Below are 16,346 nucleotides of genomic sequence, written 5' to 3'. Positions count from 1 at the left end.
ATCCGAGTTTGAGGCTCCTTAAATCTGGTAGGTTCAGGCGTGGAGAATATATAACGCAGGTTACTCGTGGATATCAGGAAATATCCACGAGAAACTTAAGTGAAATTTATGGCTATTTCTGAATGCGGTCGACGCGAACCACCGGAGGCGAGGATTTTTTGTCCAGGCTGCCGTTAATGCTGATCATATTATCGGGCTGGACCTTGCGGCCATCAAATACCGCCTGGGGAATAATGGTATCAATGGTGCCGGTTTTATCGCGGAATTTAAATTTGTCGCCGCCGGAGCCGTCAATAAGATTACCGCGCAGGGAAATGGTTGCCCCGTCGTGCATCTCTTTTGCCTGCTCTACGGTCATGGTTCGGGCATCCTCGGTGCCGCGGTAACCGTCATCCAGCGCGTGCGGTGGAGGAGGGGCAGTATCTTTCTTCAGTCCACCGTTATCATCGGCATAGGCTGCCGGAATTATTAGACAACACAATAAGGGTGCGACGGATAATTTCATACGACCTCCTTGGTTTAGCCTGCTTGACAGATTAAGCCTGGTTGCTATTTTTTATTTTGCAAACAGGAACTGTCTTAATCAAATTTATCGATAAAAATCATCTGGCTGCATAATATTAATTAACGAGACGGTGAGGTGATATATGGCAAAAGCAAAAGAAAATCCCCCCGCTTTGCCCGGCGTGAAACAAAGCCATGCCGCCCTGCAGTTTGAATACGATGCCCACCGCTTCGGTTTTGTTCTGTTATTACTCATTATTGCCGCTGCGCTGCTGGGGCTTTTTTCCGGCGGCTATTTTAGCGAGGCGACAAAAAGCAGCGCTGAAAATAGCCTGCAGGTGGAATATCAGCGTTTTGGCCGATTGCAAACCCCCGTCGAGTTAAAAATTACCGTTCCGGGCGCGGATCCTGCTCCGCTGGCGCTGCGTATTGGCGGTGACTATATGGCGCGAATTCAGACCGATAATATCTGGCCGCAGCCCGACGCAATGTACAGCGAGGGCGGGGAGATGGTGCTGGTTTATCAGAAGCCGCGCCGGGATTTTACCGTCTGGCTTTACACCACGCCGCATCGCCCGGGTAAAACCAATACCTCTGTGACGGTCAATAATCAACCGGCTCTCTCTTTCTGGCAATTTATCTATCCCTAAGGCAACAGTATGGAAATGATACTCAGGGCGGTGGCGATTTATCTGATTTTGCTGGTGGTATTTAAAATTGCCGGGAGACGGGCGCTGCTGCAAATGACCAGCTTCGATCTTATTCTGTTGTTAATTATCAGCGAAGCCACCCAGCAGGCGCTGCTGGGGGACGATTTTTCCGTCACCGGCGCCATGCTCACCATTATTACGCTGGTGGTGGTGGATATGCTGTTCGGCATGGTGAAAAAATATATTTCCGGTGCGGAATCGATGCTCGATGGCTCCCCGGTTATTCTGGTGGTTCACGGTGAATTGCAAAATGAAAAATTAAAAAAGGTGGATGTTTCCTGCGACGATATTCTGGTCTCTGCCCGTCAGAATCATGGCATAACGGAACTGAAAAAAATTAAATACGCCATACTTGAACGTAATGGTCATATTTCGATTGTTCCTGAAGAGAGTGCATCATGAAAGACAATATCTGGAACCAGGCTAAAACCACCAAGGAGCTCACAAGCCAGGTTGCCACCGTTCTGATCGACCTGGGCTGGCTGCTTACCACGGCGGAGTCCTGCACCGGCGGCAATCTGGCTTCGGCGCTGTGCGCAGAAGAGGATACCGCCTCGTTCTTTGGTACCGGCGTGGTCACCTTTAACAATGAAGCCAAGCACAAGGTGCTGGGCGTCAGTAACGCCACCCTTGAAAAATACACCGCCGTCAGCAGCCAGACGGTGGGCGAGATGGCCGAAGGGGCGCTGAAGCTTGCCGACGCCGATATCAGCATTGCCATCAGCGGTTATGCCGGGCCGGACGGCGGTGAGGACGGCACTCCGGCAGGCACGGTCTGGTTTGGCTGGTGTTTTCACGGCGAAGTCACCACCGCCGTACAGCATTTCACCGGCGAGTGTGAAGACGTGATTGAGAAAGCGGTTCGCTATGCGCTTTCCGAACTGTTGCGGCAGATCCCGCACTGGAAAAAGCAACTGCATTAAGGAGAGCATGATGAGCGTTGTGGTGATCACCGGAGCGACGGCTGGCGTAGGCAAGGCTACGGCGCTGCGATTTGCAGAGGCGGGTTATGACGTGGGGATTATCGCCCGCGATGACCACAGCCTGGAGGTGGCGCGGGGCGAAATCGAATATTACGGCGTAAAGTGCCACGCGGTAAATGCTGATGTGGCGGACGCGTCGGCTATCATGGCGGCGGCGAACGAATTCGAGCAGCAGCTCGGGGCGATCGACGTGTGGGTCAACAACGCCATGTGCGGGGTACTGGCGCCGTTTCGCACCATGAACGACGACGAGTTTCGTCGGGTCACGGACGTTACCTATCTCGGCTACGTCAATGGCACCCGGGCGGCGCTGGCGGTAATGACCCCGCGCGATACCGGGCAGATTATCCAGGTCGGCTCCGCGCTGGCCTACCGCTCGATCCCGCTCCAGTCGGCCTACTGCGGGGCGAAAGCGGCGATCCGCGGCTTTACCGATGCCGTGCGCACCGAACTTATCCACGAGAGGATCAACATTCAGCTGTCGATGGTGCAGATGCCGGGGCTCAATACGCCGCAGTTTAACTGGGCGCGGAATAAGTTTGCCTTCGCCATGCGTCCGGTCGCGCCGGTCTATGAACCGGAGGTGGCCGCCGAGGCGATTTTCAACATCACCCGGCGTCCGGTGCGGGAGCTATGGGTTGGGCGCAGCACCGTGCAGGCGATTATCGGCCAGTTCCTGTTCCCCAGTTTTCTCGACCGCATGATGGTGAAAAAGGCGTGGGAAGGGCAGATGACCAGCGAGCTCAATCCTCCCGGGCGGCAGGATGACCTTTCCGCCCCGGTCAGCGGTATGCATCAGGTGCACGGACGGTTCTCCAGCGAGGCCAGAACCCGCGCCACGGCCATCACCTCCGGCGTGCCGGGGAAGGTGCTGCTGGGTAGCGCCGCGCTGGCGGGGCTGCTGCTGGTCGGCAGGCTTATTACCCGGCGGAAATAAATTTGTTCTCTCCTGGTGGGTAAATATTGGCGCGGTCGGCTCCCTCTCCTCTTTGGGGAGAGGGCTGGGGTGAGGGGAACATGCGGATGAGGTGGTGGTTCCGTTCACCTTAGGTTCCTGTCGGTGTCAAATGCCGGGGGCGCTTCGCTTGCCCGGCCTACAAGGTCTAAAGTTTTGTAGGCCGGGTGCGGCCTGATGCCCTCACCCCGGCCCTCTCCCACTGGGAGAGGGTGCAAACACTAAAAACGGCAACTTGAGTTGCCGTTTTGCATTTACCTCCGCCACCCGGCGTTTTATTGCGCGCAATGCCGCTATGCTTAATGATACCCCTCGGTGTCAGTCACCTTGCCGCGAAACACGTAATAGCTCCAGGCGGTGTAGACCAGAATCAACGGGATGATCAGCAGCGTTCCCACCAGCATAAACAGCTGGCTGGACGGCGGTGCGGCGGCGTCCCAGATGGTGATGCGCGGCGGAATAATATTCGGCCACAGGCTGATGCCCAGCCCGCTAAAGCCGAGGAAGATCAGCCCGAGCGTCAGAATAAACGGCCGGGTGTGGCTGTGCGGGTTGCGGGTGAGTCGCCAGATCCACAGCCCGAAGAGCCCCACCAGCAGCGGCACCGGCAGGAAGTAAAAGAAGTTCGGCAACGTGAACCAGCGGTCGGCCACGAACTGCCAGCCGAGCGGCGTCCAGATGCTCACCACCGCCACCACGCCCAGCAGCGCCAGCAGCACGCGGCGGGTCAGATCGCGCATATGGTTCTGCAGCGCCCCTTCGCTTTTCATGATGAGCCAGGTCGTGCCCAGCAGGGTGTAGGCCACCATCAGCCCCAGGCCGCAAAAGAGATTAAACGGCGTCAGCCAGTCCAGCGCCGAACCGGCAAAGCGGCGGCCTTCGACGTCAAAGCCGTTAATCATCGCCCCCACCACAATCCCCTGGCTGAAGGTCGCCAGCAGCGAGCCGCCAGCGAAGGAGTAATCCCAGAAGGCGCGGTGCGATGGCGTGGCCTTAAAACGAAACTCGAACGCCACCCCGCGGAAGATCAGGCCGATCAGCATGGCGGTGAGGGGGATCGTCAGGGCATCGATGATCACCGCATAGGCCAGCGGGAAGGCGCCAAACAGCCCTGCGCCCCCCAGCACCAGCCAGGTTTCGTTTCCGTCCCATACCGGAGCGACGCTGTTGACCATCACGTCGCGGGCCTCCGGGTCGCGCTCAAAGTAGAAGAGCATGCCGATACCCAAATCGAAACCATCCATAATGATGTACATCAGGGTGGCGAAAACGATGATCGCAAACCAGATGACTGAGATATCGACGCCCATTACAGTTTCTCCTCTTCCGGTACCGGTTCTGCCGCCGAGAGCGGACGTGCCGGTCTGCCGTCGGTCTTCACTGAGAGGTTGTCGACAGGCTGCGGTCCCTTTTTAATCAACCGCACCAGATAGACGAGCCCCACGCCGAACACCGAGCAGTAGACCACGATAAACGCCAGCAGGCTGATGCTCATTTGCAGCGTGCTGTGCAGCGACACCGCGTCAATGGTGCGCAGATAGCCATACACCACCCACGGCTGGCGGCCCACTTCGGTAGTGATCCAGCCCGCCAGGATCGCCAGCACGCCAGCAGGTCCCATGCTGAGGGCAAACCAGTGGAACGGTCGGGAGTGGTACAGTCGGCGACGGCGGCGCAGCCACAGACTGGTGACCCCCATCAGGATCATCAGCAGCCCCAGGCCCACCATCACGCGGAACGACCAGAAGACGATGAGCGAGTTGGGCCGCTCATCTTTCGGGAAATCCTTCAGGGCCGGAACCTGCTTGTCCAGGCTGTGGGTGAGGATCAGGCTGCCAAGCGCCGGGATCTCCAGCCCGTACTTCGTGCGCTCCTCCTCCATATCCGGCACGCCAAACAGCAGCAGGGGCGTAGCCTCGCCGGGCGGATTTTCCCAGTGGCCTTCGATGGCGGCAATTTTAGCCGGCTGGTGTTCGAGGGTGTTCAGGCCATGCATATCCCCGACAAAGGCCTGGATCGGCGCGACCAGCAGCGCCATCCACAGCGCCATCGAGAACATCTTGCGCACCGCCGGGGTGTCATTGCCGCGCAGCAGATGCCACGCCCCGGAGGCACCGACAAACAGGGCGCTGCTGAGGAAAGCGGCGATGGACATGTGGATCAGGCGATACGGGAAGGAGGGGTTAAAGATGATGGCGAACCAGTCTTCCGGGATCACCTGGCCGTTCTCAATGCTGAAGCCCTGCGGGGTATGCATCCAGCTGTTGGAGGCGAGGATCCAGAAGGTGGACATCAAGGTGCCCAGCGCCACCATGCAGGTGGCAAAAAAATGCAGGCCGGGCCCGACCTTATTCCAGCCGAACAGCATCACGCCGAGGAAACCCGCTTCGAGGAAGAAGGCGGTGAGCACTTCATAGGTGAGCAGCGGGCCGGTGATGCTCCCGGCAAACTGCGAGAAGCCGCTCCAGTTGGTACCAAACTGGTAGGCCATCACCAGGCCGGAGACCACGCCCATCCCGAAGTTAACGGCAAAGATTTTTAACCAGAAGTGGTACAGCGAGCGCCAGACGTCGTTTTTGGTCCTCAGCCACATCCCCTCCAGCACCACCAGATAACTGGCAAGGCCGATGGTCAACGCCGGAAAGATAATGTGAAATGAGACCGTGAAGGCGAACTGAAGCCTGGCGAGATGAAACGCATCGAGTTCCAGCATCGTTATCCCCTGTCAGCGAAATGCCCCGTAAGAAACGGGGCATCGTGGTACAGCTTATCGGGCAGGGTTACGGTTTTTTCTTTCCGGCACCCAGCTCAGCGCCAGTGAGTGGATCGGCTTTCGGATCCGACTCGGTGCGTTTCGCCATCGCTTTGAGCAGAGCAGTCTGCTCCTTCGAGAGCTTGACCTGAGCACTGCCGTCTCCACCGTCAACGGCGGGTTGCGGATCGGCAACGTACTCAAAGTTTTCATCGCTATTCCAGCTGCCGCGAAGATCGTCACCTGCAGACATATTGTAGTAGGTGGTCGCATATTGTTCGATTGGCGGCAGTTTCCCCGGTGGGAAATTGTTGCGAATCGACTGCAATGCTTTCTCAAACGAGAGCTGGTGCGCGGCTTCACGGGTCATCAGAAACGCCAGGGCATCTTTCACTCCGACATCGTCGGTGACGTTGATCAGGCGTTCATAAATGATCTTAGCGCGCGCTTCCGCCGCGATATTCGAGCGTAAATCGGCGGTGGCTTCCCCAATGGTGTCGACGTAAGCTGCGGTCCAGGGTACGCCAGCGGAGTTGGTCAGCGATGGCCCGCCCCCGTACAGCAGGGAGGTAATGTGGCTGTCGTTGCCGTTGGCCGTCAGCGAGCGGTAAAGTTCCGCTTCGCTTTCCGTCCCCTCGGCCAGCTCGCCTTTGGCGCCTTTATTCAGCATGCCGACCAGCGTGCCGATGATCTCAAGATGGCTGAGCTCTTCGGTGGCGATATCCATCAGCATCTCTCTGCGGCCCGGATCGTCATCGCCCAGCCCCTGCGTGAAGTAGCGGCAGGCGGCGGCCAGCTCGCCCTGAGGGCCGCCAAACTGCTCAAGGAGCAGGTTTGCCAGGCCTGGATTAGGCTCGGCAACGCGGACGGTGTACTGCAACTGCTTTACGTGTCGAAACATAGGCTCACTCCTGAGTTATTTTTTTGCTTCCACGCCGTCTGCATCTGAACGCAGCAGGAACTGTTCAGTGGTGTCAGGGATATGCTGGATCAGCCAGTCGGCCATGCGCTGCTCTTCCGCGAGGATGGATTCGATGGCAGGGATCGACGCCACGTCCCCGGCTTTTCTCGCCGCGGCCAGCAGGGAGGTGTAGCAGGCAATTTCGAACTGCTCAAAAACGTAGCCGCTAATAGAGCCTTTCACAATTTCATCGGACGTCATCATGCCGCCCATCGACTGACCGAACGCCATCATTTTGCTCATGGAGTCTTTAATAACCGAGCGGGAAATATCGTTACGGTCGAGGATCTCTTCCAGCAGGGTAATCTGATGTTTAGTTTCAGAAATATGCTGCTCAATTCGGGCGCGTACATCAGGGTAATTATCGATGCGGCTCGCCATTGATTCGAGCATAGATTCGGCTTGCTTTTCCATGGCGTGAGCATCGCGTAGCCAGTCATGGTAGTGTTCTACGTGATTCATATTTTCTTCCTCGGGTTCGGTTAATTCAGACTTACTTTTCTGCTTTCTGGTTAATATTACCGACGGCCAGATCGGTGAGTTTAAGATCGGTGGATTTCTCTTCTTCCAGCGTCTCGGCTAATAATTTCACTGCCTGGGTATAGCCTAATTGCTCTGCCAGGGTGGCGAGCGTGCCGTAACTGGCAATTTCGTAGTGTTCGACTTTTTGCGCCGCTGCGATCAAGGCCGCATCGCGCACTTCATTTTTCTCTGTGCTTTCAATGACTTCGTTGGCTTCTTCGATTAAGCCTTCCATCGCCACACACTTCATTCTTTTCAGTTTAAGGTTAGGCGTTTTTTCCACTACCTGATCGATACGTTCAATCTGGCCGTGGGTCTCTTCCAGGTGCGCTTTAAACGCAGCGCTTAATTCAGGGCTGGACGCTTCGCGGGACAATTTAGCCAGCGCGCGGGTAAGCTGTTTTTCTGCACTGTAGGTATCGGATAGTAAATGAATAAAAACATCCTCTATACTTTTCATATTCATAAATTTTCTCCAGTGACGTAAAAATTCTGCGAGCCCGCGGACTCGCAGATTTCCGATTAAAGTGAAGAACAGGCTTTAATAATGAGATGAATTAAGAGTTGTCAGACTTACGTCCGCCGCCATGGCTGTGCTGACCACCCTTTTTACCTGCTTCGGAAGCACGCTGCGGATCGTTTTTGAAATTACCGCCGCTCTGCGGTCCGCTTTTCTTACCCGTATCTGAGGCTCTTTCACGATCCTGCGAAGAATTACCTGAACCACGTTGCTCTGCCATATTATGTTTCCTCGTTTACATCATTTATGTCAGTTAAGATACGTTGGTATTCGTATCCGTTGTCGTTCAGGATTAAATTTAGCCCCTATTTTCGAAGAGTCAAACTGGCTTTTTTAAATAATATCCTTTTCATTTTAAGATTTAACTGAAAATGACGCTTCGTTTGTTTTATAAATATTTACCGCCAAGGTGATGTAAACAAACGACCTTCCGACACTTCTGCTTTTTCGCTTTTTTTATGTTTCGCTGAAACGGTCGAGTCCAGGCGTGACGGGGCTCTTTACGCAAGTTTACAAATGGGTCATCGAGCGTATAGTGCATATTAATTAGATGTACTTGGGAATAATCTTAATTGGTTTTTTATATATTATTAGTCGCCCTGTTGATTGGATGAAAAATAATCATGCGAAGCGGCGGTGTATATTATGTATGGATTACAGTCACTCATGAAAATGCTACTTCTAAGAGAGTAAACGAAGGGGGAGGAAATAATGGGCCCGCTCACGGATGTGCCACAACGCTACGCCACAGACTGCGCCTTTTTCTTCGCCAGCATCTCTGCACCGGTACCGCCTGATTGCCCCATGGCGCTGCGCCTGGAGGGTCAAAAGCCCTTGTAGGCCGGGTAAGGCGCAGCCGCCACCCGGCAATGGCTGGCACAAGGTTACAACCTGAACGTCCCTTCCATGGTGATAACGCAGCTGCCGCCCACGCGTACAACGGCCTTTCCGGATGAGGCATCAAACCCTGAACGGAGCACGCTGGCCCGGCCCATATCCACCCCCTGGTTGACCGCAAGAGAGAGCGTGGTTTTATCCTGATGCAGTGCCAGCAGAGCGGTTACCGCTGCGGTGGCGCTGCCGGTCGCCGGATCTTCCGTCATCCGGGGCGTGAACATCCGCGCCTGAATATCGCCCTGTTCACTGGCATCCTTATCCAGGGTATAGGCATAAATCGAGACTGCGCCATCAAGCGGTAGTATCGCGCGAAATCCCTGTAAATTCGGCACGCAGCGGCGAAGCGCATCCCGCGTTGCAAGCTCGGCCACCAGAAACGGCAGGCCAACCGACGCGACAACAGGGTTATGAACTTCGGTGCGGATATCCTCTGCCGTTAACGACAGGCAGGCGGCGACCTGTTCCGGGCGGACTTCTGAGCGACAGGATAAGGCTTCCGGCACAAGTAACTCCGCGCCCGTCACCGTGCCGTTCTCTTTTAACAGCCTGACGGGAACCAGACCCGCAATCTCCTCGAACAGCAGCGTGTCAGGCAGCGACGAATCACAGGTTGCCAGCACATACGCCGTACCGACGTTAGGATGGCCCGCGAAAGGAATTTCACGCGAGGGGGTAAAAATCCGCACCCGCGCCGTGTGGGCAGCATCCTCCGGCGGCAGCACAAAGGTCGTTTCGCTGTAGCCAAACTCCACGGCGATCCGCTGCATTTGCTCTGTGCTCAGATCTTCTGCATCTAAAACAACCGCGACGGGATTGCCCAGGAAGGGTTGATCGGTAAATACATCAGCAACGGCATAGCGTCTTTTCATTAGTCAGCCTCAGTCAAACCAGGTCGGGCGATCGCTGGTGGCGATCGCCATACTCACTTCCAGCTCTTCCGCCACAATTCTCGTCAGCGATAAATCGGGCAGTTCATTAATGTCAAAGAACCCGATGCCGGTGGTTTCGTGATTTACCGCCAGGCTGCCGCCGGTCTCTTCACACAGAAAAATGAGCTTGTAGACATGCCACGGCAGGGGCGGATGGCCATGCAGATTGCGGTCCCAGACGCCCAGCAGTTTGGTGGCCTTAACCTCAAGCCCCGTCTCTTCGGCAACCTCCCGGCAGACGGCGGTGGAAGGGGTGTCGCCCACATCCGCCCAGCCGCCGGGCAGGCTCCACAGGCCGTCTTCCGCTTCCCGGACCATCAGCAGCTTGCCGTCACGCAGAATAAAGGCGCGGACATCCGTTTTCGGGGTGGCGTAACCGGACTCGGTGACGTGATGCAGCGTCTCGCCGTCGATCTTAAAGCGCGTCCCGACAAGCTCGGTAGCGATCTGGCGCAGCGCCTCATAGCGCTCCTGGTCAAACACATCTCTGGAATAGGTCAATCCGGTCTGGGCAATGGCGTTCAGTTTCTGAAACAGGGTGTTGATATCGTTATCTTTCAGCGCTTCTGGCATTGTTTTTTACCTGGGTTATGCAGAGGACATCTCACCATATCAGCTGACCCCGTGTTTCAAAAACGCAGATATCAGAACGGACTGGCATTATGAACGTGAACAGCCTTCCCGCTCACCGGATGCGCAAACCGAAGCTCGCTGGCGTGCAGCATCAGGCGCGGCGTGTTTTCTGTACCGGGCATCAGCAAACCGCCGTACAGATCGCAGCCTAAAATCGGGTGGCCCAGCTCCCGGCAGTGAATGCGCAGCTGGTGGGTGCGCCCGGTCTCAGGCGTCAGCTCAACCCGCGTCACCGGCACGCCTCCCTGATAATAAAAACGCTCAGTGACCCGATAGCGGGAGCGGGCGGGCTTGCCGTAAAGGGCGCAAATCGACATCAATGGGAACAGCGCCGGATCTTTGGCAATCGGCGCATCTATCACCCCTTCGTCGTCAGGCAGATGCCCGCAGAGCAGGGCAGTGTAAATTTTCGTCACGCTGCGCTGGCTGAACTGCTGGCAGAGGACGGCGTTGATCGCCTTGTTGCGGGCAATCACCATCACCCCGGAAGTGCCAAAATCGAGGCGATGCACCAGAGTGCAGCCGGGGAAGATCTGTACCAGCCGGTGATGCACCGAATCGAGGTTTTGCGGGTTTTTGCCCGACAGGCTGAGCAGCCCGCTGGGCTTATTGATCAGCACCAGATGCTCGTCCTGCCAGAGTGTTTCTATCGCCTCATGACAGGGCGGAGCAATAAAATTATCGATAATCACAGACATCAGGCTAACCGCAGGCAAAAAAGAGGGGGATCATAACTAATTCGAAGGGGGCTGGCGAATCGGGCTGGGGAACGGGTGTCCGGCGGCATTCAGATCCTGACAGGGGGCCTGATTTGCGCTGCACCAGGGAATGCGATATTCTTCTGGCCGTCCGATGCGCATCGGACAAAGTTAGTTTCTTGTCGGTTACTAATTTGGAAAGAAGGCCAGCTTGTCTGGCCTTTTTTTCGTCTGTAGAAAAAAAGCCCCGTCCGAAGACGGGGAAATCTTGCATGTTGATGACTTATTACTGCGGTGGATTGAGGGTTAGCAGTACGTAATCACAAGGCACTTTTGATCGCTCGTGAGAGCTAATAGCCCCGCCGACGCGGGGCGTTAAGACTTACCAGCCGTAGCTCACGCCTGCGCCAACGACGAAGTTGTGTTGGGTGTCGTTAGAGACAGACGTTTTAACAACGACATTTTCGCCAGCACGTGCAGACATACCCACAGCCAGTGCGCTTTCGCCGTCAGTGTTACCCACGCCTGCGCCAACAGAGAAGGTTTGACCCTGAATAACCTGCGGGATGTTCGCCATTGCTGCGACGCCAGCAATACCTGCGGAGGCGCGTTTGCGGTTGTCATCAACCTGATTTTTCAGGCTGGAGAATTTGCTGGTGGTTTCGCTTTCCAGAGATTCAATACGGCTTTCATGGTCAGCGATGGCCGCGCTGTTAGCTGATACGCGTTCATTGGTCTTAGCCTGTTCAGCTTTCGTTTCCGCGATACGGGCATCGGTATCAGCGGCGCGAGTCGCCAGGCTGGAGATCGCACGACGGTTACCAGCGATATCGTAAGTCACAGAGTCAATTTTTGCGTTGGTCTGCTCAACACCCGCTTTGTTGGCCGCTACACCCGCAGCGGTGTCAGCAATAGCGACCGCGTTGGTATCAGCCTGCATGGTTGAGGTACGGTTAGCGTTATCCGCCTGGCGTGCCGCACCCTGAGCCGCTTCATAAGCCTGGGTATCCTGCGCCGCGACGACTTCGGCGTTCGGATCAACCTTCATGCTGTCCAGGCGAGAGTCAGCAGCAGTCTGGTCAACAGCTGGCTTCATGCTGTTCAGACGAGAGTCAGCAGCAGCCTGGCCAACAACCGGCTTCATGCTCTCCAGACGAGAATCAGCAGCAGTCTGATCAACAACTGGTTTCATGCTGTTCAGGCGGTCAGTGCGGGCCTGATTCTGAGTCGTGACGCGGTAAACTTCGGCATCATGCGCAGCAACGATCTTCGCATTTGGATCGACGCTCATGCTGTTCAGACGAGAGTCAGTAGCTGCCTGGCCAACAACCGGTTTCATGCTCTCCAGACGAGAATCAGCTGCAGTCTGGTCAACAACAGGTTTCATGCTGTCCAGACGGTCAGCACGAGCCTGATTCTGCGTGGTGACACGGTACACTTCGGCATCATGGGCAGCCACGATCTTCGCATTCGGATCGACGCTCATGCTGTTCAGACGGGAAACAGCGGCATCTTCGCCGACAACCGGCTTCATGCTGTTCAGACGATCAGCGCGGGCCTGGTTCTGCGTGGTGACACGGTACACTTCGGCATCATGGGCGGCCACGATCTTCGCATTCGGATCGACGCTCATGCTGTTCAGACGGGAAACTGCGGCATCTTCGCCGACAACCGGCTTCATGCTGTTCAGACGAGAATCGGCGCGCCCGTTCTGCGTGGTGACACGGTCTTCGCATCGTGGGCGGCACTTCGGCTGATCGACGCTCGGCATGCTGTTCAGACGAGAAACTGCGGCATCTTCGCCGACAACCGCTCATGCTGTTCAGACGATCGGGCGCTCCCCCTTCATGCGCACACGCGGCACGATCATTAATCGACGCTCATGCTGTTCAGGCGGTCAGCGGCCTTCGCAACGGCTTCACTTCAGACGATCAGCGCGGCAACGATCTTCGCATTCGGATCGACGCTCATGCTGTTCAGACGGGAAACTGCGGCATCTTCGCCGATAACCGGCTTCATGCTGTTCAGGTGGTCAGTGCGGGCCTGATTCTGAGTCGTGACGCGGTAAACTTCGGCATCATGCGCAGCCACGATCTTCGTATTAGGATCAACGCTCATGCTGTTCAGACGGGAAACAGCGGCGTCTTCGCCGACAACAGGTTTCATGCTGTTCAGACGAGAATCAGCCGCCGCCTGGTCAACAACCGGCTTCATGCTGTTCAGGCGGTCAGTGCGGGCCTGATTCTGAGTCGTGACGCGGTAAACTTCGGCATCATGCGCAGCCACGATCTTCGCATTAGGATCGACGCTCATGCTGTTCAGACGGGAAACAGCGGCGTCTTCGCCGACAACCGGCTTCATGCTCTCCAGACGAGAATCAGCCGCCGCCTGGTCAACAACCGGCTTCATGCTGTTCAGGCGGGCATCAGCAGCAGCCTGGTCAACGTTTACACGCTGGCTGGCAGTTCGAGAAACTTCCTGCGCCTGCATTAAGGCAACGAGTTGATCGTGGTTACGGTTCACGTTGTCTATTTTTTTAGCCAGACCAACAACACGCTCTTTCGCATCAATCTGGGGCTGAATGCGAGACGCTTCACGGGCGTTAGCCAGTGCGCCATTCTGAGACGCAGTGCGGTCGATATTGTCCTGAGTGAGGGCTTCACCTTTCGCAGTATCAGCAGCCTTGATGCGGGCTGCTTCAATATTGCTTTTCACAATCTGAGCCTGAGCATCGTGAGCCGCCACGACCACCGCGTTGTAATCAACGTGCTGGCCCTGGGCCTCAACACGCATACGGTTCTGCGCTTCGCGGGATTTACCTTCGAATTGCTGGTGCTTCAACTCTGCAAAGCGGGCTTTAAGTTCTGCCTGCGTCGGCGTGACTGGAGCAGAGATGTTGCTAGTGCCTGCACCAACCGTATTGATGACATTGTCCACATCAACGTTAGATGCCTGGGCTGCACCAGAGGCTGTCGCGGTGGCAACGAGCACTGCTAATACTGTTTTTTTCATGTTTGATATCTTCGTTTCTTGTCGGTTTTGTCGGTTACTACTGTTTTGTCGGTTACTACTAATCTGTCGGTTACTTATTGAAGCCGTTCGCCGCCATCCACATCTCAACAGCCTGAGCAACAATCTCTTGCTGCTTCTGGCCGCATTCAGCGGCTGCAATCTTTAATTTCTTCTTTAATGCCTGGGGCAATTTCGCGGTAAACACGACCCATTCACTGTTCGCATTTGCCGATACTCCCGCCCGAACGCCACGTGTTGCGGCCATTTGTCATGCTCCGTTTTGCAGGAGGCTGACTGGGTGTTCCATAAGCGGAACGGAGACTGCTCGTAATTTTGTAGGGCGGCAATATCCTTTTTAATGATTTTTTACTTTTGAAAATAGCCTTTCAACTAACTTAATAATTTCTCAAAACATTTTATTTGTATGGCTTAATCTTAAGGCCTTGTCATTGCTGGCTGTAGAGAATCTTCGAATGAAATGATTAAAAAGAGTTTGCGTGATTTTCGGCAGGGTGCTGGCAATAACATATCTGTTATAGAAACATTTCTTTATTTAACATCTATTGTTAAAGTTCCATTTTAGGAACTTTATATTTATCTTTTATGATTAATTAAAGTGTGACGATTACAAATATATACAATTAAGATGTGAAAGGTTGTGCCACGTTGGCACAGCGGTTTGCCAGGATGGCAAGCCAGGAGCAGGGCCCGTGCGGAGAACGGAAATCAGAAGTGTGGTGAGAGCAGGCAGAGAGCGATAAAGAGAGTTACAGCGAAGGAGTCATGCGCGCAGTAGTGCGGCTGGTTAACGTTTAATAGAAGACGACTTTATCTTCCAGGTAGAGCGCAGCCTTAACCGACTGATCGAGACGAAAAGCGATCACATCATCGAGACCCGTCTCTTTTTGATAGTCCTCGAAGGTCAGATAATACGGAACGGCCTGTCTGCCTTCCCCTTTCTGACGATATTCGTCCGCTTCTTTCGACATGCGATCTTTCATAACAGTATGATACTGGAGAAGTTTTTCCATTTTCTCAGCAAGATGGCCAGGAATTTGGGTGCGACCAGACTCATAGTAACGCCAGGTGCGCTGAGAGACTTCGGCAATGTGGGTCGCCGCCTCCTCAACCTCAAGGAAAAGTATGCGCCTGCACGCAATGAGAGCGAGTCTGTTCATTTATTAATCCACTTCTGATAATAAGTCGCAGCTATGTGCCGGCAATATTGCGGCATCTGAATATAAAGTCAGATGATAAATGAGGGCTCTCATCAGTAGCAAATATTACAAGTAACTTTATAGCGTGGCCGCAACCTGCGTACTTGCTGGGCTATCCACAAGATAAGCCTGCGTCGCCCTTAGTCTTGCTGCGCGTTTTTCAGTCGCGCGCGGCTTTCCCTGCGCGCCTCATTGCGCTTTAAACGGTGCTCTTTTTCTTTTTCCCGTTCGAGCTCTTTTCGTTGGGCTTTAAGGCGTTCCTGCTCGCGAAGCGGGAGATTTTTAAACGCCTCTTCCTCCTCTCCTTTGGCTCTTTCGAGATCCAGCAGAGCCTGGAAAACCGAATCAAAAATGGTGATGGACTTCGGAACCCGTTTATTCCACCGCTCGGGCGTAGTGCGGCTGACGCCAGCTATGCGGCACAGTTCGCTGACGTTGGTACCGGCTGCTTTCGCGCGCTCGCTAAGCTGCTTAACACGGCGGTTAAACTCATCTTCTAATGTGGATTCTTCCATCACATCAACACCTTTTTAGCCATTTCGCGGGATTCACGTTGGCTATTATGAACAAGCATCCTCTTTGACAGATACCTTTTCTTCAGTTTTTGGCACTTTGCTGCTGGAGTAGATAAACCACAGCGCAAGTCCCAGACAGACCACGGCCCCCAGGCGGCTCATCGAGAAGGGGATAGCCGCATTGCCCAGCCAGCCAAAATTGTCGATCAGCATGCTCATGGTCAGTTGGCCGAAGATCACCGCCACCGTGGCGACGGCGGTCCCGATCCGCTGCACGGCCAGCACCATAATCACGATATAGGGCACGCCGAGCAGGGCGCCAAGCAACTGCCATTTCGGCACGTCCATCAGCGTGACGGCATGCGGGGTTTCAAAGAAGACGATCAGCAGGGCGGTGATAAGCGCGCCGACGGAAAAGGTCAGGAATGCGCTTTTGAACACGCCCACTTTGCTGCCCAGCTGTCCGTTGATGGCGGCCTGAACGCTCAGCGTGGCGCCGCCAATCACCGCCAGAATAATCATGATAAATGTCATAGTG

Annotated in this window: 20 protein-coding genes; 4 read left to right on the top strand and 16 right to left on the bottom strand. The window is 55.0% G+C overall.

The annotated features are described in order from the left end of the window. Positions 1-112: 112 nt before the first annotated feature. The gene (locus FHN83_RS06160) at positions 113-505 is read right to left on the bottom strand and encodes a YdeI family stress tolerance OB fold protein (protein WP_039030022.1); all 393 of its coding nucleotides are present in this window, start codon (positions 503-505) and stop codon (positions 113-115) included. 142 nt (positions 506-647) lie between these two features. Here FHN83_RS06160 and FHN83_RS06155 point away from each other — a divergent pair, with 142 nt between their 5' ends. From FHN83_RS06155 to FHN83_RS06140, 4 genes are read left to right on the top strand one after another with little or no spacing between them, the layout of a single operon-like run. Further along, entirely contained in the window at positions 648-1,154 is a 507-nt protein-coding gene (locus FHN83_RS06155) for a hypothetical protein (RefSeq protein WP_139563487.1), read from the top strand. A gap of 9 nt (positions 1,155-1,163) precedes the next feature. Beyond that, positions 1,164-1,616, top strand: a complete 453-nt coding sequence (locus tag FHN83_RS06150) for a DUF421 domain-containing protein (RefSeq protein ID WP_039030024.1) — start codon at positions 1,164-1,166, stop codon at positions 1,614-1,616. Then, complete coding sequence (locus tag FHN83_RS06145; RefSeq protein ID WP_039030025.1) at positions 1,613-2,137, top strand: 2-oxo-tetronate isomerase; 525 nt, start codon at positions 1,613-1,615, stop codon at positions 2,135-2,137. The genes FHN83_RS06150 and FHN83_RS06145 overlap by 4 nt, the downstream gene beginning before the upstream one ends. Before the next feature lie 10 nt (positions 2,138-2,147). Beyond that, positions 2,148-3,134, top strand: coding sequence for an SDR family oxidoreductase (locus FHN83_RS06140; protein ID WP_139563486.1), 987 nt, complete (start codon positions 2,148-2,150; stop codon positions 3,132-3,134). A 317-nt stretch (positions 3,135-3,451) separates the two neighbouring features. Here FHN83_RS06140 and cydB read toward each other — a convergent pair whose 3' ends face one another. The 15 genes from cydB to FHN83_RS06065 form a co-directional block, all read right to left on the bottom strand. After that, the gene (gene cydB, locus FHN83_RS06135; RefSeq protein ID WP_039030027.1) at positions 3,452-4,462 is read right to left on the bottom strand and encodes a cytochrome d ubiquinol oxidase subunit II; all 1,011 of its coding nucleotides are present in this window, start codon (positions 4,460-4,462) and stop codon (positions 3,452-3,454) included. Next, positions 4,462-5,865, bottom strand: a complete 1,404-nt coding sequence (locus FHN83_RS06130) for a cytochrome ubiquinol oxidase subunit I (RefSeq protein ID WP_039030028.1) — start codon at positions 5,863-5,865, stop codon at positions 4,462-4,464. Before FHN83_RS06130 ends, cydB begins: the two co-directional genes overlap by 1 nt. Positions 5,866-5,932: 67 nt before the next feature. Continuing rightward, complete coding sequence (locus FHN83_RS06125; RefSeq protein ID WP_138370603.1) at positions 5,933-6,805, bottom strand: manganese catalase family protein; 873 nt, start codon at positions 6,803-6,805, stop codon at positions 5,933-5,935. 15 nt (positions 6,806-6,820) lie between these two features. Then, the gene (locus FHN83_RS06120; protein ID WP_039030030.1) at positions 6,821-7,327 is read right to left on the bottom strand and encodes a ferritin-like domain-containing protein; all 507 of its coding nucleotides are present in this window, start codon (positions 7,325-7,327) and stop codon (positions 6,821-6,823) included. 31 nt (positions 7,328-7,358) lie between these two features. After that, positions 7,359-7,853 carry a ferritin-like domain-containing protein gene (locus FHN83_RS06115; RefSeq protein ID WP_039030031.1) on the bottom strand — a complete coding sequence of 165 codons (495 nt, stop codon included), beginning with the start codon at positions 7,851-7,853 and terminating at the stop codon, positions 7,359-7,361. 91 nt (positions 7,854-7,944) lie between these two features. Next, positions 7,945-8,127: a general stress protein gene (locus tag FHN83_RS06110; protein ID WP_039030032.1), complete on the bottom strand. Its 183-nt coding sequence runs from the start codon at positions 8,125-8,127 to the stop codon at positions 7,945-7,947. A gap of 664 nt (positions 8,128-8,791) precedes the next feature. Next, complete coding sequence (locus FHN83_RS06105) at positions 8,792-9,673, bottom strand: PhzF family phenazine biosynthesis protein (RefSeq protein ID WP_139563485.1); 882 nt, start codon at positions 9,671-9,673, stop codon at positions 8,792-8,794. A 9-nt stretch (positions 9,674-9,682) separates the two neighbouring features. Continuing rightward, on the bottom strand, positions 9,683-10,306 hold the full coding sequence (locus FHN83_RS06100) for an NUDIX hydrolase (protein ID WP_052246184.1): 624 nt from the start codon (positions 10,304-10,306) through the stop codon (positions 9,683-9,685). Positions 10,307-10,377: 71 nt separating this feature from the next. Further along, positions 10,378-11,064, bottom strand: a complete 687-nt coding sequence (locus tag FHN83_RS06095; RefSeq protein WP_139563484.1) for an RluA family pseudouridine synthase — start codon at positions 11,062-11,064, stop codon at positions 10,378-10,380. Between the two features lie 382 nt (positions 11,065-11,446). Beyond that, complete coding sequence (locus tag FHN83_RS06090; protein ID WP_139563483.1) at positions 11,447-12,835, bottom strand: YadA-like family protein; 1,389 nt, start codon at positions 12,833-12,835, stop codon at positions 11,447-11,449. 152 nt (positions 12,836-12,987) lie between these two features. Then, the gene (locus FHN83_RS06085) at positions 12,988-14,076 is read right to left on the bottom strand and encodes a hypothetical protein (protein WP_139563482.1); all 1,089 of its coding nucleotides are present in this window, start codon (positions 14,074-14,076) and stop codon (positions 12,988-12,990) included. A 70-nt stretch (positions 14,077-14,146) separates the two neighbouring features. Continuing rightward, positions 14,147-14,341: a hypothetical protein gene (locus FHN83_RS06080; RefSeq protein WP_138371047.1), complete on the bottom strand. Its 195-nt coding sequence runs from the start codon at positions 14,339-14,341 to the stop codon at positions 14,147-14,149. 547 nt (positions 14,342-14,888) lie between these two features. After that, positions 14,889-15,254 carry a DUF1870 family protein gene (locus FHN83_RS06075; protein WP_139563481.1) on the bottom strand — a complete coding sequence of 122 codons (366 nt, stop codon included), beginning with the start codon at positions 15,252-15,254 and terminating at the stop codon, positions 14,889-14,891. A gap of 179 nt (positions 15,255-15,433) precedes the next feature. Continuing rightward, positions 15,434-15,808: a hypothetical protein gene (locus FHN83_RS06070; RefSeq protein ID WP_139563480.1), complete on the bottom strand. Its 375-nt coding sequence runs from the start codon at positions 15,806-15,808 to the stop codon at positions 15,434-15,436. A gap of 45 nt (positions 15,809-15,853) precedes the next feature. Further along, positions 15,854-16,342, bottom strand: coding sequence for a DMT family transporter (locus FHN83_RS06065; protein WP_139563479.1), 489 nt, complete (start codon positions 16,340-16,342; stop codon positions 15,854-15,856). Positions 16,343-16,346 lie beyond the last annotated feature (4 nt).

It is taken from the genome of Leclercia adecarboxylata, assembly GCF_006171285.1.
In the GTDB taxonomy this organism is placed as follows: domain Bacteria; phylum Pseudomonadota; class Gammaproteobacteria; order Enterobacterales; family Enterobacteriaceae; genus Enterobacter; species Enterobacter barmai.
This window is presented reverse-complemented; position numbering and strand designations above follow the sequence as displayed.